Here is a 22,025-nt window from a genome sequence, read left to right as displayed (position 1 = left end):
CGACCATGGACGCGAGCACCGACCGCCCGGGCGGGCCGGACCTGCTGGACCTGCCGCTGCCGCAGCCGCGGGAGTGCCCCTTCGGGCCGCCCCCGGAGATGGCGGGGCTGCGCGAGCGCACGCCGGTGGTCCGGGTGAAGTGCCCGACCGGCATCACCGCGTGGCTCGTCACCCGCTACGACGACGTGCGCGACGTGCTCGGGGACGCCGAGCGCTTCAGCAGCCGCGCCGGGCAGGCGATCCACCTGATGGCGCACGCGGATCCCGGCCGGCCGGTCGGGGACGTGGAGTTCTCGCGCATGGACGGCGCGGACTACCAGCGGTTCCGCCGGATCATCGGCCCGGAGGTGTCGACCGCGCAGCGGATGGCGGAGCTGCGTCCGATGGTGCAGGACCTCGTCGACGAGCGGCTCGACGCGCTGGCCGCCGCCGGGCCGGGCGCCGACTTCTACGGCGACTTCGCCGTCCCCGTCACCACCGCCGCGATCGGCGGGCTCGTCGGTGTGCCGTACGAGGACCGGGAGCTGTTCCACAACGCGGCGGCGGTGATGTTCAGCGGCGCCACCAGCCAGGCGGACGTCCTCAAGGTGATGCGGCCGCTCCACGAGTACCTGTACAAGCTCGTCGTGACGCGCCGCGCGGCACCCGCGGACGACAGCCTCAGCCGCATCATCGCGCGCAGCGAAGCCGGCGAGCGGCCCTTCACCGACCTGGAGCTGGTGGGGATCTGCGCCGCCCTGCTCGTCCCCGGCTTCGACACCACCGCGACCGTCATGGCCCACGGCCTCCTCACGCTGCTCGCACACCCGGCGGAGCTGGCGCGGCTGCGCGCCGACCCGTCGCTGATCCCCAGCGCGGTCGAGGAGATCGTGCGCTTCCTCGGGGGCGCCCCGGGCATCGTCCGCCAGGCGACCCGGGACACCGAGATCGGCGGCCACCCGGTCGCCGAGGGCGAGTACGTCGTCCTCGCCATGCAGGCCGCCGACCGCGACGGCGACGCGTTCCCCGACCCCGACCGGCTGGACCTGGGCCGCCGGCCCAACAACCACCTGGGCTTCGGCTACGGCACCCACCAGTGCTTCGGACAGCAGACCGCCCGGCTGGAGCTGACGGTGACCCTCGAGACCCTGCTGCGCCGCGTCCCGTCGCTGCGCCTCGCGGTACCGCTGGACGACGTCCCGTTCAAGACCGGGAGCATCGTGTACGGGCCGGCCGAGGTCCCCGTGGCCTGGGACGCCGTTCTGCCCGCGGGAAAGGCGGGATGACGGGCGGCGGGGGCGGCGGACCGATGAGGATCGGCGTCGACGTCGACAAGTGCGTGGCCTCCGGCATGTGCGCGTTCGTGGCGCCCGGGGTCTTCGGCCAGCGGGAGGAGGACGGCGTGGTCGTGGTCCTGCACCGGGACCCGCCCGAGGACCAGTACGAGGCGGTGCAGGAGGCGGCCGTGCGCTGCCCCGCGCAGGTGATCGACGTCGAGTAGCCGCCCCGGGAGCCGCGGGGGAGCGAACCGCCGACACGGCGGGGCGTCCGCGCCCCGTACCCGCGCTCCATGTCACTGACGGGAGTCCCTTTCCGGTGTCTGCCAACGAACAGCAGCTGCGCGAGTACCTCAGGCTGGTCACCGCCGACCTCCGCGAGACCCGCAAGCGTCTCGAACGGGCCGAGGCCGGGCGGCACGAGCCCGTCGCCGTGACCGCCATGGCCTGCCGCTTCCCCGGCGGGGTGGCGTCCCCCGAGGAGCTGTGGCGCCTCGTCGCCGACGGCGGGGAGGGCCTGTCGCCCCTCCCCGCCGACCGGGGCTGGGACCTGGACGCGCTCCGCGACCCCGACCCCGGGCTGCCCGGCACGACGTATCTGCGCGCCGGCGGATTCCTGCGCGAGGCCGGCGACTTCGACGCGGACCTGTTCGGGATCTCGCCGCGGGAGGCGCTGGCGATGGACCCGCAGCAGCGGCTGCTGCTCGAAGTGGCGTGGGAGGCGTTCGAGCGCGCCGGTCTCCCGGCAGGAGAGGTGCGGGGCGAGCCCGTGGGCGTCTTCGTCGGCGGGACGCCCCAGGAGTACGCGCCGCGCCACGGCGACCCGGCGGCGCGGGACCTGGAGGGCTACCTGGCCGTCGGCACCACCACGAGCGGGATGTCCGGGCGGATCGCGTACGCCTTCGGACTGCGCGGCCCCGCCCTCACCGTCGACACCGCCTGCTCGTCCTCGCTGACCGCCCTGCACACCGCCGTGCAGGCGCTGCGCCGCGGCGAGTGCACCATGGCGCTCGCCGGCGGCGTCACCGTCATGTCGTCCCCGAACTGGATCGTCGACCTCAGCCGCCAGCGGGCCCTGGCCGCGGACGGCCGGTGCAAGGCGTTCGCCGCGGCGGCCGACGGCTTCGGCCCCGCCGAGGGCGTGGGCGTGCTGCTGCTGGAGCGGCTGTCCGACGCCCGCCGCCACGGCCGCCCCGTGCTGGCCGTCGTACGGGGCACGGCGGTCGGCCAGGACGGCGCGAGCAACGGCCTGACCGCCCCCAACGAGGAGGCGCAGGAACAGGTCGTCCGCGACGCGCTGGCCGACGCCCGGCTCACCGCCGCCGACGTGGACGCGGTGGAGGGCCACGGCACCGGCACCAGGCTCGGCGACCCGATCGAGGCCCAGGCGCTCGCCGCCGCCTACGGCCGGGGCCGCCCCGCCGAACGGCCCCTGCTGCTGGGGACGGTGAAGTCGAACATCGGGCACACCCAGGCGGCGGCGGGGATGGCCGGGGTCATGAAGACGGTCATGGCGATGCGCCACCGCCTGCTGCCCGCGACGCTGCATGTCGACGCGCCGTCGCCCCATGTCGACTGGGCGGCGGGGGTGTTGGAGCTGCTGACGGAGGCCAGGCCGTGGCCGGAGCGCGGCGGGCCCCGGCGGGCGGGCGTGTCGTCGTTCGGCATCACCGGCACCAACGCCCACGTCATCCTCGAAGAAGCCGGGGACGCGGGGGACGCCGGGGAAGCCCCGGAAGCCGGGGAAGCCGGACACGGAGCCGCCGGACCAAGGGCACCGGAGGAGGACGGGGAGCCCGCCGCACCCCCCGCCGTCGTCCCGTGGATCCTCTCCGCACGCGGCGGGGCCGCCCTGCGCCAGCAGGCGGTGCGGCTACGGGAGTTCGCGGCCGGCGCCGCCACGGATCCGCATCCCGTGGACGTCGCCTGGTCGCTGGCCCGCACCCGGACGCACCTTGAGCACCGGGCGGTCGTGGTCGGCGGCACGCCGCAGGACCTGACCCGCCGCCTCGACTCCGTGGCCGCCGGGACGGAGGGGCCGGGCATCGTCCGCGGCGCGGTGCGCGGCGACGCCGCGGGGGCGGCCGTGCTCTTCGCCGGCCAGGGCGCGCAGCGGCCGGGCATGGGCCGCGAGCTGTACGAGGCGTTCGCGGCGTTCGCGGCGGCCTGGGACGAGGCGCGCGAGATCCTCGACAAACTGCTGCCCGGCCCGCTGAACGACGTCGCCTTCGGCGCGGACGAGGAGACCCTGCGCCGTACCGAGTGGGCGCAGCCGGTCCTCGTCGCCCACGAAGTGGCCCTGTTCCGGCTGCTGGAGTCGTGGGGCGTCCGGCCGCGCCTAGTGGCCGGCCACTCGGTCGGGGAGATCGCCCTCGCGCACGTCACCGGCATCCTCACCCTGGAGGACGCCTGCACGCTGGCCGTGGCCCGCGGCCGGCTGATGCAGGCCCTGCCCGCGGGCGGCGCCATGGTCGCCGTGGCCGCGTCCGCGGACGAGGTGGCCGCCGCGCTGGCGGGCCACGAGGACGAGGCCGCCATCGCCGCGGTCAACGGCCCCCGTGCGGTGGTCGTCTCCGGGGCGCAACCGGTGGTGACGGCCGTCGCCCGGGGGTTCACGGAACGCGGCGTCAAGACCCGCCGGCTGCGGGTGAGCCACGCCTTCCACTCGCCGCTGATGGAGCCCGTGCTCGCGGACTTCCGCGAAGTCGCCGAGGGCCTGCGCTTCCACACGCCGCGCATCCCGGCCGTCTCCACGGTGACCGGCCGGCTCGCCGGGCCCGGCGACCTGGCGTCCGCGGACTACTGGGTGCGGCACGCCCGCGAAGGCGTCCGCTTCCACGACGCCGTACGCACCCTGGAGGCCGAGGGCATCCGGCACGTACTGGAGATCGGCCCCGAGGCCACGCTCAGCGGGATGGCCGCCGAAGCCCTCGCCGACCCCGGGGGCGTGGTGTTCTGCCCCCTGGGCCGCCGGGACCGCCCCGAGCCGCAGGCCGCCGTCGAGGGGCTGGCGCGCGCCTGGTGCGCGGGCGTCGACGTCGACTGGCAGGCCCTGTGCCCCGGCGGGCGCCGCACCGACCTGCCCACGTACGCCTTCCAGCGGCGGCGGTACTGGCTCCGGCCCGCGCCGGGCGGCACGGCCGCGGCAGCCGCCCTCGGGGTACGGGCCGCCGGGCACCCGGTGCTCGGCGGGGCGGTGGACATGGCCGACGGCCGCGGCGTGGTCCTCACCGGACGGCTGGCGCTGTCGGCCCAGCCCTGGCTGGCCGACCACCGCGTGGGGGAGCGCACGCTGGTGCCGGGCACGGCCTTCCTCGACCTCGCCCTGCGTGCCGGAGACGAGGCCGGCCGCGGCGGGCCCGCCGAACTCACCCTGCACACCCCGCTGGCCGTCCCCGACCGCGGCGGCGTGCAGCTCCAGATCGCCGTGGACGCCGCCGACGGCGCCGGCCGGTGCCCGTTCGGCGTGTACGCCCGGCCGGACGCGGAGGCCGGCGCGCCGTGGACCCGGCACGCCACCGGCGTACTCGCCCCCGCCGGCGCACTCCCGGCCGCCCCGCGCCCGCCCGCCGACCTCGCCTCCTGGCCCCCGCCGGACGCCGAACCCCTCGACCTCGCCGACTGCTATCCCCGGCTCGCCGCCGCCGGCCTGCACTACGGCCCCCGCTTCCGGGCGCTGCGCGCCGCCTGGCGGCGCGGCGGCGACGTGTTCGCCGAAGTCGCCCCGGCCGCCGACGCGGACGTGCGCGGCTACGGCCTCCACCCGGCGCTGCTGGACGCCGCGCTCCACCCCGTGGTCCTCGCCGGCATGGTGTCCTCCGACGGCGCACCGGCCCTGCCGTTCTCCTTCGAAGGGGCCGAACTCTTCGCCACCGGCGCCACGGTGCTGCGCGTCGCGCTCACCCCGGCCGCCGGCGACGCGGTGTCCGTGTACGTCGCGGACGGCTCCGGGCGGCCCGTGGCCGCCGTTTCCTCCCTGACGTTCAAGAACGCTCCCGCCGGGGGGCTGCACCCCGCACCGGCGTCACCCGGCTCCCTGTACCGGGTCGTGTGGGAGCCCGTCGCCGGCGGCTCCGCCCCCGCCGCCGATCCCGGCCCCGATCCCGGTCCCGGTCTCGCCGTGGCCCGGCTCGACGAGGACACCGACGCGCGCGGAGCCGTCCGCCAGGCCCTCGCGCTCGTACGCGACCGGCTCGGTGCGGCGCGCCCCGCGGACGAGCGACTGGCGGTCGTCACCCGCGCCGGCCTGCCGCCGCACGCCGCGGCCGAGGGCCTGATCCGCTCCGCGCAGGCCGAACACCCCGGCCGCTTCGTGCTGGTGACCACAGACGGGGACACGGAGCCGCCCGCCGGCATCGCCCGCACCGCGGCCGCCGCCGGCGAGAACCACCTCCGCGTGCGCGGCGGCGCCGTCCTCCGCCCGCGGCTGGTCCGCGCCGCCCCCGCGGAGGCCTCCGGGCCCTCGCCGCTGTCCGGCGACGGCACCGTGCTCCTCACCGGCGGAACCGGGCACCTGGGCCGGCAGCTGGCCCGCCACCTGGTGGAACGCCACGGCGTACGCCGGCTGCTGCTGGCGAGTCGGCGCGGCCCGGCGGCCGAGGGCGCCGAGGCGTGGGCGGCGGAGCTGGCCGGGTCGGGAGCCGCGGTGCAGGTCGCCGCGTGCGACGTGGCCGACCGCGCCGCGCTGGCGCGCCTCCTCGCGGACATCCCGGAGGAGTTCCCGCTACGGGCCGTGGTGCACGCCGCGGGCGTGCTGGACGACGCGGTCGTCACCTCCCTCACCGACGAGCAGGTGGCCCGCGTCCTGGCACCCAAGGCCGATGCGGCGCTCGCGCTGGACGAACTCACCGCCGGCACGGACCTGTCGGCGTTCGTGCTCTTCTCCTCCGCCGCGGGCGTGCTCGGCACCCCCGGCCAGGGCAACTACGCGGCGGCCAACGCCTACCTCGACGCGCTCGCCGCCCGCCGCCGCGCTCGCGGCCTGCCCGCCGTGTCGCTGGCCTGGGGTCCGTGGGCCGGGACCGGCGGCATGACCGGCGCGCTGGGGCCGGCCGACCGGGCCCGGATGGACCGTTGGGGCATGCGCCCGCTCGGCGCCGACGAGGCGCTGGCGCTCTTCGACGCGGCGCTGGCCGCGGACGGGTCCGGTGGCGCCGACGAACCGCACGGGGCGGACCGGGCGGACGGGGCCACCCTGGTGCCCGTACGGCTCGACCCGGCGGCCGTCCGGGCCCGGGGGGCTGCCGGGGACGGCGTCCCCGCGCTGCTGCGGTCCCTGGTCCGTGCTCCGGCCCGGCGCACCGTCCCCGCGGCCGGCGGGGCGGAGCGCTCCGAGGCGGAGCGGACCGACGCGGAGAAGCTGGCGCACTCCCTGGCCGGCGCCTCCGCCGACGAACGCCGGCGCCTGGTCCTCGACCTGGTGCGTGTCCACGCCGCCGGCGCGCTGGGCCACGGCGGGAGCGCCGACGCCGGGGCCGAGGAGTCCTTCCGCGACGCCGAACGGCCCTTCCGCGACGCCGGGTTCGACTCGCTGGCCGCGATCGAGCTGCGCAACCGCCTGGTCGCCGCAACCGGAGTGCGGCTGTCCGCCACGGCCGTCTTCGAGCACCCGAGCCCGGCGGAACTCACCGGCCACCTCCTCTCCCACCTCGACCTCCCGCACCCACCGGACCCACCCTCCGAGTAGCCGTGCCCCCCGCCGGGACCGGGGATGGCTGGGGTCTGGCCGGGGGTGTGCACCAGGGTGGACGGCTGGTACTGGTGCACAGAATCTTGTTGTCCCTGCAACGACGAGACCGCGACCGGTGCGGCGGCGGAGCCGCGGCACCGGTGACATGGCACGGGGGGGAGCAGAGGGTATGACCGGGACGGATCCGATCGCCGTCGTCGGCCTCGCCTGCCGGTTGCCGGGCGCGTCGGGCCCGGCGGAGTTCTGGCGGCTGCTGCGCGACGGGACCGACGCCGTCGGAGAGGTCCCCGAGGGCCGCGGGCAGCACGCCGGAGGCATGGTGCGCGGCGGCTTCCTGGAGCGCGTCGACTCCTTCGACCCGGAGTTCTTCGGCATCTCCCCGCGCGAGGCCGCGGTCATGGACCCGCAGCAGCGGCTGATGCTGGAGCTGGCGTGGGAAGCGCTGGAGGACGCGGGCACCGTCCCGTCCGATCTCGCCCGGTCGGCGACCGCCGTCTACGCCTCCGCCATCTGGGACGACTACGCCGAACTGGCGAGCCGGCGCGGCGAGTCGGCCCGCACCCACCACACGTTCGCCGGCACCCGGCGGGCGATGCTGGCCAACCGGGTCTCGTACGCCCTCGGGCTCACCGGGCCCAGCCTCACGGTGGACACCGGGCAGTCCTCCTCCCTCGTCGCCGTCCACCTCGCATGCGACAGCCTGCGCCGCGGGGAGTCCACCCTGGCCCTCGTCGGCGGAGTGAACCTGGTCCTCGCCCCGGAGTCCACCGCCACCTCCGACCGCATGGGCGCGCTGTCCCCCACCGGACGCTGCCGCACCTTCGACGCCGCCGCCGACGGCTACGTCCGCGGCGAGGGCGGCGCGGTCCTCGTCCTCAAGCCGCTGGCGCGGGCGCTGGCCGACGGCGACACCGTGTCGTGCGTGATCCGCGGCAGTGCCGTGAACAACGACGGGGGCGGCGACTCCCTCGGGGCGCCGCGCCGCCGCAGCCAGGAGGAGGTGCTCCGGCAGGCGTACCGGCGGGCCGGCACGGACCCGGGCGACGTCCAGTTCGTCGAGCTGCACGGCACCGGCACCCCCGTCGGGGACCCGGTCGAGGCGGCGGCCCTCGGCGCGGTCGTCGGCGCCGCGCGCCCCGCGGGCGACCCGGTCGCGGTCGGCTCCGTCAAGACCAACGTCGGCCACCTGGAGGGCGCGGCCGGCATCGTCGGCCTGCTCAAGGTGGCGCTCAGCATCCGCGGCGGTGAACTCCCGCCCACCCTCCACCACACGGCACCGCACCCGGGGATTCCGCTGGACCGGCTCAACCTGCGGGTGCAGGTGGCCCGCGGGGGGTGGCCGCGTCCGGAACAGCCGCTGGTGGCGGGCGTCTCGTCGTTCGGCCTCGGCGGCACCAACTGCCATGTCGTGGTTGCCCGGCCCGACGCCGCTACGGACGCCGCCGCGGCCGGTCCGCGGCCGGACGGTGCCGGCGCCGCGGACGACGACCGGCCGCTGCCCTGGCCGTTCTCCGCCCGTAACCTGCCCGCCCTGCGGGACCAGCCGGCGCGGCTCCTGCGCGACCTGCGCGCGCACCCCGGGCGCAGACCGCAGGACGTCGGGCTGTCCCTGGCCACCACCCGGGCGCAGTTCGACCACCGCGCCGTCGTCATCGGGCGCGGCGGGGACCGCCTGCGCGCGGCGGCCGCGAGCCTGTCGAGGGGAGAGCCCGCGCCCGGCGTCGTGCAGGGCGTGGCCCGGCCCTGCGCGGGTCCGGTGTTCGTGTTTCCCGGGCAGGGGTCGCAGTGGCGGGGGATGGCGTTGGAGTTGTACGGGGAGTCGGGGGTGTTTGCGGGGGCGTTGGACGAGTGTGCGGAGGCGCTCGCTCCGTATACGGGTCGGTCGTTGGTGGCGGATTTGGGGGGTGGTCTTGGTCGGGGGGATGTGGTTCAGCCTGCGTTGTGGGCGGTGATGGTGTCGTTGGCGCGGTTGTGGGAGTCGTTCGGTGTGGTGCCGGCTGCGGTGGTGGGGCATTCGCAGGGGGAGATCGCGGCTGCGGTGGTGGCGGGGGCGTTGGGTCTTGAGGACGGTGCGCGGGTGGCGGCGTTGCGCAGCCGGGTCATCGCCCGCGGCCTCGCCGGGCAGGGCGGGCTGGTGTCGGTGGCGCTCCCGGCGGACGAGGTACGGGAACTGCTCGGCACGGTCGGCGGCGGCCTCTGCGTGGGGGCGGTGAACGGCCCCGCCTCGACGGTCGTCAGCGGCCCCGTGGCGGCACTGGAGAAACTCACGGCGGCGCTGGAAGCGAGGGAGGTCCGGGTACGCCGCGTCGACATCGACTACGCGTCCCACTCCGCCCAGGTCGACGCCGTCGTGCCGGAACTCCTCGACGTCCTGGGCGAGATCCCCACCCGGCCCTGCCGGGTGCCGTTCCACTCGACGGTGACGGGGGAGCCCCTCGACGGCCGGGAGCTGGACGCCGCGTACTGGGTACGCAACCTGCGCCGCACGGTGCGCTTCTCCGACGCCGTGGGGAACCTCCTCGGCCGCGGCCACCGCACGTTCGTCGAGTCCAGCCCCCACCCCGTGCTGAGCACCGCGGTCTCCCAGACCGCCGACGCACTCGGCGTCGAAGCCGCCGCCATCGGCAGCCTCCGGCGCGGCGACGGCGGCCGGCAGGGATTCCTCACCGGCGTTGCGCAGGCCTGGACGCGGGGAGCGGAGGTCGATTGGGAGGCGGCGTTCGACGGTCTCGGCGCGCGGCGGGTCCCGCTGCCCACATACCCCTTCCAGCGCACCCGCCACTGGCTGCCCGGCGCTGACGCCCGGCCGGGCGCGGCGGCGGAACCCGCGGCCCCCGGTGCCGAGGACGCGGCACCGGCCGCCGGCGCCTTGGCGCAGCCGGCGGATCCGGCCGATCCGGCCGGGCCGGCCGGCGGCGAGCGGCAACTGCCGCTGATCGATGTCGTACGCAGCCACGCGGCGGCCGTGCTCGGCTACGCCGACCCCGAACGCGTCGCGGAGGGAACGACGTTCAAGGACGCGGGTTTCGACTCGCACATGTCCGTCGAGCTGCGCGACCGCCTCGCCACCGCCACCGGGCTGCGCCTGCCGTCCGACGTGCTGTTCTCGTACCCCACACCGGCCGCTCTCGCCGAGCGGCTGCGCGGCGGGACCGCGGAGGGGCCCGCGGCGGCCGGCGCGCCGCGGCGGCCGGCGGACCGGCCCGGCGACGGCGGCGGGGACGAGCCGATCGCGGTGGTCGGCATGGCCTGCCGGTTCCCCGGCGGCGTGCGGTCGCCCGAGGACCTGTGGCGGCTCGTCGCCGACGGCACCGACGCGATCACCGGCTTCCCCGACGACCGGGGCTGGGACGCGGGCGGCAGCTGGCGGGGCGGATTCCTCGACGGCGCCACCGAGTTCGACGCCGGGTTCTTCGGGATCTCCCCGCGCGAGGCGCTGACCATGGACCCGCAGCAGCGTGTGCTGCTGGAGGTCTGCTGGGAGGCGGTCGAGCGGGCCGGGATCGTCCCGGCGGCGTTGCGGGCCACCACCACCGGCGTCTTCGTCGGCGCCATGGCCCAGGAGTACGGTGCCCGGCTCGATCAGGCGCCGGAGGGCTTCGCAGGGCAGATCCTCACCGGCGGCAGCCCCAGCGTGCTGTCCGGCCGCGTGGCGTACACGCTGGGCCTCCAGGGGCCGGCGCTCACCGTCGACACCGCCTGCTCCTCGTCGCTGGTCTCCCTCCACCTCGCGGCGCAGTCGCTGCGGCAGGGGGACTGCTCCCTCGCCCTCGCCGGCGGGGTGGCCGTCATGTCGAACCCGGGCATGTTCCTGGAGTTCAGCCGCCAGGGCGGGCTGTCCGCCGACGGCCGCTGCAAGGCGTTCGGCGCCGCCGCGGACGGCACGAGCTGGGCGGAGGGGGCGGGGATGCTCGTACTGGAGCGGCTGGCGCACGCCCGCCGCAACGGGCACCGCGTCCTCGCCGTGCTGCGCGGCTCCGCGGTCAACCAGGACGGCGCGTCCAACGGGCTGACCGCCCCCAACGGCCGCGCCCAGGAACAGGTCATCCGCCGTGCCCTGGCCGTGGCCGGGCTGGCGGCCGGGGACGTCGGAGCGGTCGAGGCGCACGGCACGGGCACCACCCTCGGCGACCCGATCGAGGCGCACGCGCTGCTGGCGACGTACGGGCAGGACCGCGGGACGGGCGATCCGCTGCACCTGGGCTCGCTGAAGTCCAACATCGGCCACGCCCAGGCCGCCGCGGGAGTGGGCGGCGTGATCAAGATGGTGATGGCGATGCGGCACGGCGTACTGCCGCGCACGCTGCACGCCGATCCGCCGTCGCCGCACGTCGACTGGGCGTCCGGCGCCGTGGCCCCGCTGACCGAGGCGCGTTCCTGGCCCGGCGGCAGCGACCGGCCGCGCAGGGCAGGCGTGTCCTCGTTCGGCATCAGCGGCACCAACGCGCACGTGATCGTGGAGGAGGCCCCCGAACCCGCCGAGCCCGTACCTTCCGCCGAGCCCGCCGGGCCGCGTACGCAATCGGCGCCGCCCGCCGCTCCGGTGCTTCTCTGGCCCGTGTCCGGACACACCCCGCGCGCGCTGGCGGCCCAGGCCGGGCGGCTGCGCGACTTCGCCGGGGCGCACCCCGGGCACGCCGCCGCGGACATCGGCTGGTCGCTCGCCGCGACCCGGGCCTCGCTGGAGCACCGGGCCGTGGTGGTCGGCAGGAGCGCCGGCGACCTGGCGGACGGCCTGGACGCGCTGGCCGCGGGCGCGCCCGCCGCCGGCCTCGTCACCGGCAGGGCCACGGGCCCGGGGGCCGGTCCGGTGTTCGTGTTTCCCGGGCAGGGGTCGCAGTGGCGGGGGATGGCGTTGGAGTTGTACGGGGAGTCGGGGGTGTTTGCGGGGGCGTTGGACGAGTGTGCGGAGGCGCTCGCTCCGTATACGGGTCGGTCGTTGGTGGCGGATTTGGGGGGTGGTCTTGGTCGGGGGGATGTGGTTCAGCCTGCGTTGTGGGCGGTGATGGTGTCGTTGGCGCGGTTGTGGGAGTCGTTCGGTGTGGTGCCGGCTGCGGTGGTGGGGCATTCGCAGGGGGAGATCGCGGCTGCGGTGGTGGCGGGGGCGTTGGGGTTGGAGGACGGTGCGCGGGTGGCGGCGTTGCGCAGCCGGGTCATCGCCCGCGGCCTCGCCGGGAGCGGCGGGATGCTGTCGGTGGCACTGCCGGCAGCGGAGGTGCAGGAGCGGCTGGACGCCGTCGGCGGCGGGCTGTGCGTGGGGGCGGTGAACGGCCCCGCCTCGACGGTCGTCAGCGGCCCCGTGGCGGCACTGGAGAAGCTGACGGCCGCGCTGGAGGCCGACCGGGTACGGGTACGCCGCACCAACGTCGACTACGCGTCCCACTCCGCCCAGGTCGACGTCATTGCGGCGGAGCTGACGGAGGTGCTGGGGGAGGTCCGTACGCGGCCGTGCCGGGTGCCGTTCTGCTCGACGGTGACCGGCGAGATGCTGGACGGCCGGGAGCTGGACGCCGGTTACTGGGTGCGCAACCTGCGGCAGACCGTGCGGTTCTCGGATGCCGTATCGAAGCTCGCCGGCCTGGGCCACCGCATGTTCGTCGAGACCAGCCCCCACCCCGTCCTCACCATGGGCGTCCAGGAGACCGCCGAGGCGGACGCGGTCGCCGTGGGATCCCTGCGCCGCGGCGACGGAGGCGCTGAACGCTTCCTCACCTCGCTCGCCGAGGCCCACGTGCACGGTGCCGCCGTCGACTGGGCCCCCGCCTTCCGCGGCGCCCGCACCGTGGACCTGCCGACGTACGCCTTCGAGGGCCGCCGCTACTGGATGGCCGCACCGGCGCCCGCCGCGGAACCCGGCGACCACCCCCTGGCCCGGTCCGTCGCGCAACTCGCCGACTCCGACAGCGCCCTGCTGACGGCGACGCTGTCCCGCCGCACCGCGCCGTGGCTCGCCGACCACGTCGTCTCCGGCGCCGTACCGCTGCCCGGCGCCGCCTTCGTCGAGCTGGTGCTGCGCGCGGGCGAGGAGCTCGGCTGCGGGCGGCTGGCGGAACTGGTCCTGAGCACGCCGCTCCACCTGCCGGAACAGGGCGCGGTCCAGCTCCAGATCGCCGTGCGGCCCCCGGAGGACCCGGCGGCCCCGGTGCCCCGCCGCTCCGTCGCGGTCCACGCCCGGCCCGCCGGCGCCGCGCCCGGAGAGCCGTGGACCTGCCACGCCACGGGTGTCCTCGTGCCCGTACGGGGTGCGGACCCCGGGTCCGTCCCCGCCGCATGGCCGCCCGCCGGCGCCGAGTCGCTCACCGCGGACGAGCTGTACGCGGAACTCGCGGCCCTCGGCTACGACTACGGGCCGGCGTTCCGCGGCCTGGCGGCGGCCTGGCGGCACGGCGGCGAGGTGTTCGCCGACGTCGCGCTCCCGGCCGGGCTCCCCTTCGAAGCCGCCGGCTACGGCATGCACCCCGCGCTGCTCGACGCCTGCCTGCACGCCGCGCTGCCCGGCCGGACCGGCGAGCGGGCCGCCGGGCCGGCGCTGCCGTTCGCGTGGAGCGGCGTGGAGCTGTACGCCACCGGCGCCACGGCGGCGCGCGTGCGCATCGTCCCGGACGGGGACGCCGACGGGGCCTTCGCGCTGCACGTGGCCGACGCCGCCGGCCGCCCGCTGGCCGCCGTCGACTCCCTGACGCTCCGGGAGGGCACCGCCGCCAGCGGCGCCGCCGGGGCGGACGGCTCGGGGCGGCTGTACCGGATCGGCTGGCGGCCCCCCGCCCCTGCCGGCCCCGCCGCCCCTGCCGGCCCCGTCGGGCCGTCGGCCGTGTCCGCCGCCGCCGGACCGGCGGGCGCGGCGGGCCCCGGTACGCCCCCGCCGCCCTGCGTCCTGGACGCGCGCGCACCCCGGCTCGCCGCCCTCGCCGACCCCGTGCCGGCCACCGTGGTCGCACCCGTTCCCGACGAGGGCACCGCGGAGGACGCAGCCACGAGGGCGCTGGCGCTCGTCCAGGAGTGGCTGGCCGGCGAGCGGTTCGCCGCGTCCCGGCTCGCTTTCGCCGTCACCGGCGAAGGCCCGGCGCAGGCCGCCGTCGCGGGGCTGGTGCGCACGGCACGTACCGAGCACCCCGGCCGCTTCGCACTCGCGCACGTCACCGACGACCCGGGGTACCGGGCCACGGCCGACGCCCTCGCGTCGGCGGCGGAGCCGGAGATCCGCGTGGTCGCCGGGGACGTCCGCGTCCCGCGGCTGGAGATCCCCGCCGCCCGCCTGCCCGTCCCGGCGGACGGCGGGTCGTGGCGGATCGGCACCACCGTCCGGGGCACGCTCGACAGCCTCGCGGCGCTGCCCGCCCCGGAGGCGGACGGGCCCCTGCCCGAGGGGCGTGTCCGCGTCGCGATGGGTGCCGCGGGGCTCAACTTCCGCGATGTCCTGGTCGGTCTCGGCATGTATCCCGGGCAGGCGGACATGGGCGTCGAAGGCGCGGGCACGGTGACCGCCGTCGGGCCCGGCGTGACGGAACCGGCCGTCGGGGACCGCGTGCTGGGCCTGATCCCGGGCGCCATGGGCCCCGTGGCCGTGGCCGACGCCCGCACCCTGGTGCGGATGCCGGCGGGCTGGACCTTCGCGCAGGGGGCGGCCGTGCCCGTGGTGTACCTCACCGCCTGGATGGGGCTGGTCGAGGGGGCCGGCCTCGCCCGCGGCGAGCGCGTCCTCGTCCATACCGCCACCGGCGGGCTCGGACTGGCCGCGCTGCACGTCGCCCGGCACGTCGGCGCCGAGGTGTTCGCCACCGCCGGGCCGGCCAAGCAGCACCTGCTGCGCCGCCTCGGGCTCGACGACGACCACATCGCCTCCAGCCGCGACCTGGACTTCCGGGAACGGTTCCGGGACGCCACCGGCGGCGCCGGGATGGACGTCGTCCTCCACACCCTCGCCGGGGAGTTCACCGACGCCTCGCTCGACCTGCTGCCCCGCGGCGGCCGGTTCGTCGAGATGGGCAAGACCGACGTCCGCGACGCCGGCGCCGTGGCCGCGGAGCGCCCCGGCGTCGTCTACCGGCCCTTCGACCTGCTCGCCGAGGACCCCGGCCGGGTCGGCGGCGTACTGCGCCGCCTCACCGGTCTCTTCGCCGCCGGTACGCTCCCGCCGCCGCCGATCACCTCGTGGGACGTCAGTGAGGCGCCGGACGCGTTCGAGACGCTCAAGAACGCCGCCCACCTCGGCAAGGCCGTGCTCACCCTGCCCCGCCCCCTCGACCCGGACCGGACCGTCCTCGTCACCGGCGGTACGGGGACGCTCGGCCGCCTGCTCGCCCGCCACCTGGTGACCCGGCACGGGATACGGCACCTGCTGCTGGCCGGCCGGCGCGGCCCCGCCGCGGACGGCGCGGCGGACTTCGCCGCCGAACTCACGGATCTCGGCGCACACGTACGCCTGGCGGCCTGCGACGCCGGCGACCGCGGGGCGCTGCGCGACCTGCTCGCGGACGTTCCGGCAGACCGGCCGCTCGGCGCGGTGGTCCACGCCGCCGGGACGCTGGACGACGGGGTCGTGGAGGCGCTCACGGCCGCGCGGGTGGCGCAGGTGCTGCGGGCGAAGACGCGGGCCGCGCAGCACCTGGACGAGCTGACCGAAGGCCTCGACCTGGACGCCTTCGTGCTGTTCTCCTCCGTCGCCGGGCTGCTGGGCACCGCGGGGCAGGCCAACTACGCCGCCGCGAACGCCACCCTGGACGCCCTCGCCCGGCGCCGCAGGCAGCGCGGGCTGCCCGCCGTCTCCCTCGCCTGGGGCCTCTGGCGGGAGGCCGGCGGCATGACCGGGCACCTGGCCGGCCGGGACCTCGACCGGCTGGCGGGCGCCGGCGTGGCGCCGCTCGGCACCGCCGCCGGGCTGGCGCTCTTCGACGCGGCACTGGCCGCCGGCGAGCCCGTCCAGGTCGCCGCCCGGCTCGATCTGCCGGGCCTGCGGCGGCAGGCCGCCGCGGGCGGGCTTCCACCCTTGTTCCGCGGTCTGGTCGGCACGGTCAGGCCGCGGGCCGCGGCCGGCGGGACCGCGGCGGAGCCCGGTGCCGACGACGGCGCGCTGGCACGGCAGTTGGCCGGCGCGTCGCCCGAGGAGCGGCAGCGCGTGCTGCTCGGGCTGGTCCGCTCCCAGGCGGCCACCGTCCTGCGGCACGGCACCGCCCACGAGATCGTGCCGGACCGCCCCTTCCGGGAGCTGGGATTCGACTCCCTCACCGCGGTGGAGCTGCGCAACCGGCTCACCACCGCGGCGGGCGTGCGGCTGCCGAGCACGGTGGTGTTCCGGCACCCCACCCCCGCCGAGCTGGCGGACCGGCTGCACGCGGAACTCTTCCCGCCGGACCCCGTGGACGCGGCGTCCGGCGGGGCCGCCGAGCCGGGCCCGGACGCGGCGGGTGCGGCCGGGGAGGCGGAGCACGCGACGATCGTCGACGACGAGCTGCTCGCCCTCATCGACAAGGCTGTGGAGGGCGGGTGACGAGCCGGCGATCCCGGCTCGTCCGCACGACAATGGGTCACCGACGGGGGAAGGACTTCATGCGCTCAGCAGACGTGCCGCTGATCGAGCGGGAACACGAACTCGCGGTCATCGACAGCGCGATCACGAGGTGCCGGCGCGGCGCCGGGCAGCTGCTCCTGATCGAAGGCGCGCCGGGGATGGGCAAGACCGCGCTGCTCGCCGCCCTGCGGCGCAGGGCGGAGGCGGAGGGCTGCCACGTGCTCCAGGCCAGGAGCGACGAGTCGGAGGGGGTCTTCCCGTACGGCGTCGTGCGCCAGCTCTTCGAGGGCTGGCTGGCCGCGGCGTCCCCCGACGAGCAGCGCCGGGTGTTCCGTGGGCCGGCGGGTCCCGCGCGCAGGCTCTTCGACTACGGGTCCCAGGACCCCCTGCACGCCGGCCGGGAGGCCGCGCTCCACTCCGGCGACCGGCAGCACGTACTCCTCAACGGCCTCTACTGGATGTGCGTCCACCTCGCCGAGCGCAAGCCGCTGGCGCTGCTGCTCGACGACGTCTGGTGGGGTGACGCCCCCTCCCTCCGCTTCCTGCACTACCTCGCCACCCGGCTGGACAGCCGGCCGATCCTGCTCGGCGCCACCACGGACCCCGCCCAGAAGGGGCCCCGCATCGGCGGCGTGCACGCCATCGTCAGCCTCCCGGCAGCCGAGTTGCTCCGCCTCGCCCCGCTCAGCGCGGCGGGGGCCGGCGCGTGGCTCGGTACGCGGCTGGGCGAGGCGGCCGGCTCCGCGCTCGCGGACGCGTGCCACCGGGCGACCGGCGGCAACCCCTTCCTGCTCCGCGAGCTGATCGACGAACTGGCCGCCGTCGACCCGCCGGACGGCGGTCCGCCCCCGGCCGCCCTGGTGCCCGGCCTCGCCCCGCCCCGGGTCGTGCACGGCGTGCTGCGCCGGCTGCGCCCGCTGCCCGCGCCCGCGGTCGCCCTCGTCGAGGCCATGGCCGTGCTCGGCACCGAACCAGGCCTCACGTACGCCGGCGCCGTCGCGGGCATCGACCAGGGGGCCGTCGCAGGCGCGCTCGGGTCGCTCGTGGACGGCGGCCTGCTCCAGCCGGACCTGCCGCCGCGGTTCCTCTACCCGGTGGTCCGCACCGCGATCTACCACAGCCTGCCGGCCACCGGGCGCAACGCGGTCCACGCCCGGGCGGCGCGCGTCCTCGCAGAGGCCGCCGCCCCCGTGGACGACGTCGCCCGGCACCTGCTGCACGCCGACGTCGCCGGCGACCGGGACGCCGTCCGGCTGCTGCGCAGAGCGGCCCGCAAGGCCATCGCCGACGACCGGCCGACCGCCGCCGTGGCGTACCTGACACGCGCCGCGCAGGAGCCGCCGGCACCCGAGGACGAGGTGGCCGTACTCACCGAACTCGGCAGGGCGGAACTGCGCGCCCGGCAGGCCGCGGCGCTGGACCACCTCGGCCAGGCCGTGGAGTTGAGCGACGACCCCGTGGAACGGGGCACGGTCGGCCTCGGCCTCGCGGAGGGACTCGTGGCGGCCGACCGGGTGGGCGAGGCCGTGTCCCTCCTCCAGCGGCTGCGCGAGGAGGTCGACGGCCTCGACGGGGACCTCGGCAGCCGGCTGGACATCGCGCTCGTCGTCGCCGCCAGCCAGGCCACCCACCTGCGGGGCATCGCGGCGCAGCGCCTCGGCGAACTGGCGCGCGCCGGCGCCGGGGACCCGGGGGCGGCAAGGCTCATCGCACTCGACGAACAGGCCGCGGCCCTGCGCCGCGGCGAGCCCGCGCACCGGATCCGCGAGCTGACCGAGCGGGCGCTCGCGGACGTGTTCGCGGACGGCCTCGCGCCGTACGACCACGAGGCGTCCGCGCAGCTCTGGTGCCGGGTCGCCGCCCTCCTCATCTCCTGCGACCTGCTGGGGGAGGCGGAGCGCCTGCTCACCCACGCGCTCGCGGACGCGGAGGAGACCGGCGCGTCGATCGCCGCCGACTCCTACCGCTCCGTGCGCGCCTGGGCCCGGTACCAGCGCGGCCGGCTGGCCGAGGCGGAGGCGGACGCGCGGCACGTGCTGGACCGCGGCGAAGGGGCCGCCCTGCGCAGCCCGATGGCGGTGTTCGCCGTCGGCGCGCTGACCAGGGTGCTGACCGCGCGCCACGAACTGGACGCCGCGGCGGCCGTCCTGCGCACCCACGACTTCAGCGCCTCGATGCGGCGGTCGGCGGTCTACGTCCCCGTCCTGTTCGCCCGCGGCCATCTGCACGCGGCCCTCGGCGACACCGACACCGCCGTCGAGGACATCCTCCACGGGTGCAGGCTCATGGAGGACTGGGGTCTGCGCGACCCCGCCCTCCTGTACACCCTGGACGCCGCCGTCATGCTCAACCGGGCCGGCCGCGGGGAGGCGGCCCGCGTCATGACCGAGCGGGTGCTTCCGCGCGTACGGGCCTTCGCGTCCCCGCGGGTGGTCGCCGCCGCGCTGCGGGCGCGCGGCCTGACGGCGGCGCCCGGCTCCGCCGTGCGGTACCTGGAGGAGGCCGCCGAGATGCTCGCCGGCTCCGAGGCGCGGCTCGACTACGCCACGGCGCTCGTCGACCTCGGGGCGGGCCTGCGCCGGTGCGAGCGGTGGGCGCGGGCCAGAAGGACCCTCAACAACGGCCTCGCCGTGGCCCAGCGCTGCGGGGCGTGGGGGCTGGCGAAGGCCGCCAGGTCCGAGCTGTCGGCGATGGGGGTGCGCGTCCGCGTCACCGAGGAGGGTGCCGGCGCCCTCACCTCGCAGGAGCGGCGGGTGGCGGCGCTGGCGGCGGAGGGCATCCGCAACCGGGACATCGCGCAGACCCTCTTCGTCACCGTGAAGACCGTGGAGTGGCATCTCAACCGCGCCTACCGGAAGCTCGGCATCACCTCGCGACACCAACTGCCGAAGGCGCTGGCGCGGCAGCGCGCCACCGCAGTCTGAGGCGGCGGGCCGGCACCGGCGCGCTCATCGGTCGCCCGCGAGGGCGGCGCCGAGTTCCCGCCGCCCGGCGATCCCGAGCTTGCGGTACGCCTGGCTCAGGTGCCACTCGACCGTCTTCACCGTCACGAAGAGGATGCCGGCGATCTGCCGGTTGGTCCTGCCCTCCACGGCCAGCAGCGACACGCGGTGCTCGCGGGGAGTGAGCCCCGCGGCGCCGGTGCGCGCGGCCCTGCGGACGCGTACGCCCATCGCGGACAGCTCCCGGCGGGCCGGCCTGCCGAGCGACGTGAGGCCGGCGGAGTCGGCGGCCTTGACGGCCTCGCTCAGCGCGCGGCGGGCCTCCGCGGTCCGGCCGGCCGCCCGGAGCCCGGCTCCGAGCCGGCCGAGGATCGCGCACCTGTCGACGACCGCGTGGGTGCCCTCGATGTGCTCCGCCGCTTCGGCCAGCAGCGCGAGCGACGCGTCACCGCTCAGGACGGCCGCCCGCGCGGCCAGGGCGCATGCCAGGGTGCGGGGTTCGCCGAAGGCGCGCGCGGCGAGCAGCCGCTCCCCGGCGAGCGCCCGGGCCTCGTCGGCCCTGCCGAGCGCGGCGAGCGCCTGCACGGCGCGTACCCCGGGGTCGAACGCGGGGGAGCGGACCCCGCGTTCGGCCAGCAGTTCGTGCACCCGCAGCAGGTCGAGCGCGCCCGCCGCCGTGTCGCCCTGGGCGAGGCGCAGCCGGCCGCGGGCGGCCGTCAGCGGCAGGGACAGTGTGTGGTGCGCGGGGCCGCCGGGTGCTCCGTGGCGTGCGAACGCGGCCGCCGCGGCGCCCGTCTGACCGCGCAGCAGGAGCACTTCGGTGAGCGCGTACACGGCGAAGGAGCGGCCGAGTACGGTCGCGTCGTCCGGGTCGGCGTCGCTGAGCGCGGCCGTGGCGTCGGTGTCCGCCTCCGCCAGCATGCCGCGGCCGAGCTGGACGAACGCCCGCAGGGCCCGCAGGTCGCGGGAGGCGGGCACCAGCCCCAGCGCCTCTGCCCGCCGGACGGCGTCGTCGAGGAGGGCCGCGGCCTCGGGAAGGCGCCCGCAGCAGAACAGGCACAGCGCGATCAGGGCCGGGGCGAGGGCGTCGTCGTCCGCTTCCGGGCAGCGCGGGCCGTGCCGCAGGGCCTCCTCCGCCAGCCGCCCGACCTCGGCCGCGCCGGCCCCGTCGAGCAGCGCGGCGAAGGCGCGCCGCGCAGGCGGCGCGCCGGCGGCGGCGGCCGCGTCAGGCACGGCGGCGGGCCGGCCGCCGCGGGCGGGCGGGAGGTGCAGCAGGTGGCCGGCGATCGTCTCCGCGGCGGCGCCTCTGCGGGTGAGGGCCTGCGCCGCGCCGGAGTGCACGCGGTAGCGGGACGCGTGGCTCATGTGCGCGTAGACGGCGTTGCGCACGAGGGGGTGGGCGAAGCGGGGCGGCAGGCGGGGCGCGACGATGCCCATGTCGGTGAGCATGCCGACCGCCTCCCCGACCTCGCGCGAGGTGAGCCCCGTGACGTCGGCCAGCTCGCCGTATCCGGCGCCGCCGTCCACGACGGCGAGCGCGTCGGTGAGCCGCCGGGCCGCCTCCCGGTGCTCCTGCGGTACGTGCCCCACCCAGCGGTGCACGGCCCTGGCGACCTTCAGCGGCGCCGCCCGGGCCACGAGTCCGGGCTCCCACGGCGCCTCCGGCCCCGGGTGGCGGCGCAGTTCACCGACGAGTTCGCTGAGCAGGCAGGGGTTCCCGCCGGTGACCGACCGGGCCGCGGCCGCCAGCTCCGCACCGGGCTCCGCGTCCAGGACCGCACCGAGGACCTCGCCCACGGCCTTCTCGCTGAGCACGTCCACGGGAACGGAGCGCCCCGCGGCGGAGCCGCGGAGCGCGTGGCTGATGTCGCTGTCGGCACCGCAGTCGACCGGGGCGGTCGCGGCGACGCACAGCACGGGATGGCCGTTCAGCCGGTCCTCGACGTACCGCAGGAAGTGCAGCGAAGCGGCGTCCGCAAGGTGCAGGTCGTCGAGGAGCAGCAGGACGGCGTTGTGCCGGCTCATGTTGACGAGCATCCAGTGCAGTCCGCGCAGGATCGCCTCGTGCTGCCGGCGCGGCAGCTCGCCGTACGCGACGGGGTGCCGGTGGTCGAAGAGCGGCGCGGCCGGCGCGGCGGGACCGGCGACGGCGGCGGCGCGTACGCCTGCCGGGACGGACCCCAGGTACGGCTCGAAGAGCTGGCGTACGACCCCGTACGGATAGGTGCTCTCGAACTCGCTGCCGCGCGCGCGGAGGACGGTCAGCCCGGCGGCGCAGGCGTGCTCGCGCGCGGCGCGCAGCAGGGAGGTCTTCCCGGTCCCGAAGCGCCCTTCGACGACGACGAGGCCGCCGGCTCCGCTCCGGCAGGAGTCGACGGCGACCTCCAGCAGACGCAGCTGGTAATCGCGCTCGACGAGGGGAATGGCGTTGAGACGGTGAGTTCCGGGCATGGCGAAGGTGTCCCCCATCCATCCGACGTGCGGCCTTCCCGAGCGCGGATCGGGTCTTCGGCGGGAACTGTCGCAGATCGCCCTTGAAGCCCCCTTGTCCGGCGCTTGACATACGGAGTATCCGGGGGCGTACACGCACATAGGGAGCCGGCTGTCACAGGGGGCTGGCACGATGCCCG

At 77.2% G+C, this 22,025-nt stretch carries 6 protein-coding genes; 5 read left to right on the top strand and 1 reads right to left on the bottom strand.

Annotation, left to right across the window (positions count from 1 at the left end; genetic code table 11):
- The first annotated feature begins 5 nt into the window (after positions 1-5).
- The 5 genes from LG396_RS07255 to LG396_RS07235 all read left to right on the top strand — a co-directional run bounded on the left by LG396_RS07255 (position 6) and on the right by LG396_RS07235 (position 19,377).
- Positions 6-1,265 carry a cytochrome P450 gene (locus LG396_RS07255; RefSeq protein WP_018839867.1) on the top strand — a complete coding sequence of 420 codons (1,260 nt, stop codon included), beginning with the start codon at positions 6-8 and terminating at the stop codon, positions 1,263-1,265.
- A gap of 23 nt (positions 1,266-1,288) precedes the next feature.
- Positions 1,289-1,480, top strand: coding sequence for a ferredoxin (locus LG396_RS07250; protein WP_018839866.1), 192 nt, complete (start codon positions 1,289-1,291; stop codon positions 1,478-1,480).
- A gap of 95 nt (positions 1,481-1,575) precedes the next feature.
- Positions 1,576-6,942, top strand: coding sequence for a type I polyketide synthase (locus LG396_RS07245; protein ID WP_225794102.1), 5,367 nt, complete (start codon positions 1,576-1,578; stop codon positions 6,940-6,942).
- A gap of 172 nt (positions 6,943-7,114) precedes the next feature.
- Positions 7,115-16,432, top strand: coding sequence for a type I polyketide synthase (locus tag LG396_RS07240; protein WP_225794101.1), 9,318 nt, complete (start codon positions 7,115-7,117; stop codon positions 16,430-16,432).
- A gap of 59 nt (positions 16,433-16,491) precedes the next feature.
- Positions 16,492-19,377: a helix-turn-helix transcriptional regulator gene (locus LG396_RS07235; RefSeq protein WP_225794100.1), complete on the top strand. Its 2,886-nt coding sequence runs from the start codon at positions 16,492-16,494 to the stop codon at positions 19,375-19,377.
- 24 nt (positions 19,378-19,401) lie between these two features.
- Here the strand turns inward: LG396_RS07235 and LG396_RS07230 are convergent, their stop codons facing one another.
- A complete protein-coding gene (locus tag LG396_RS07230) occupies positions 19,402-21,846 on the bottom strand; it encodes an AAA family ATPase (RefSeq protein ID WP_225794099.1) in 2,445 nt (814 codons plus the stop codon).
- Between the last annotated feature and the right edge of the window lie 179 nt (positions 21,847-22,025).

The sequence above is a fragment of the Streptomyces aculeolatus genome (assembly GCF_020400605.1).
Lineage (GTDB): Bacteria > Actinomycetota > Actinomycetes > Streptomycetales > Streptomycetaceae > Streptomyces > Streptomyces aculeolatus.
Note: the sequence above shows the minus strand (reverse complement) of the source record. Positions and strands in the feature narration are given on the sequence as shown.

Bases quoted from the DNA above. Each gene is read 5' to 3' on its own strand.
- LG396_RS07240 (WP_225794101.1), top strand. From the start codon at position 7,115: ATGACCGGGACGGATCCGATCGCCGTCGTCGGCCTCGCCTGCCGGTTG.
- LG396_RS07250 (WP_018839866.1), top strand. From the start codon at position 1,289: ATGAGGATCGGCGTCGACGTCGACAAGTGCGTGGCCTCCGGCATGTGC.
- LG396_RS07230 (WP_225794099.1), bottom strand. From the start codon at position 21,846: ATGCCCGGAACTCACCGTCTCAACGCCATTCCCCTCGTCGAGCGCGAT.
- LG396_RS07255 (WP_018839867.1), top strand. From the start codon at position 6: ATGGACGCGAGCACCGACCGCCCGGGCGGGCCGGACCTGCTGGACCTG.
- LG396_RS07235 (WP_225794100.1), top strand. From the start codon at position 16,492: ATGCGCTCAGCAGACGTGCCGCTGATCGAGCGGGAACACGAACTCGCG.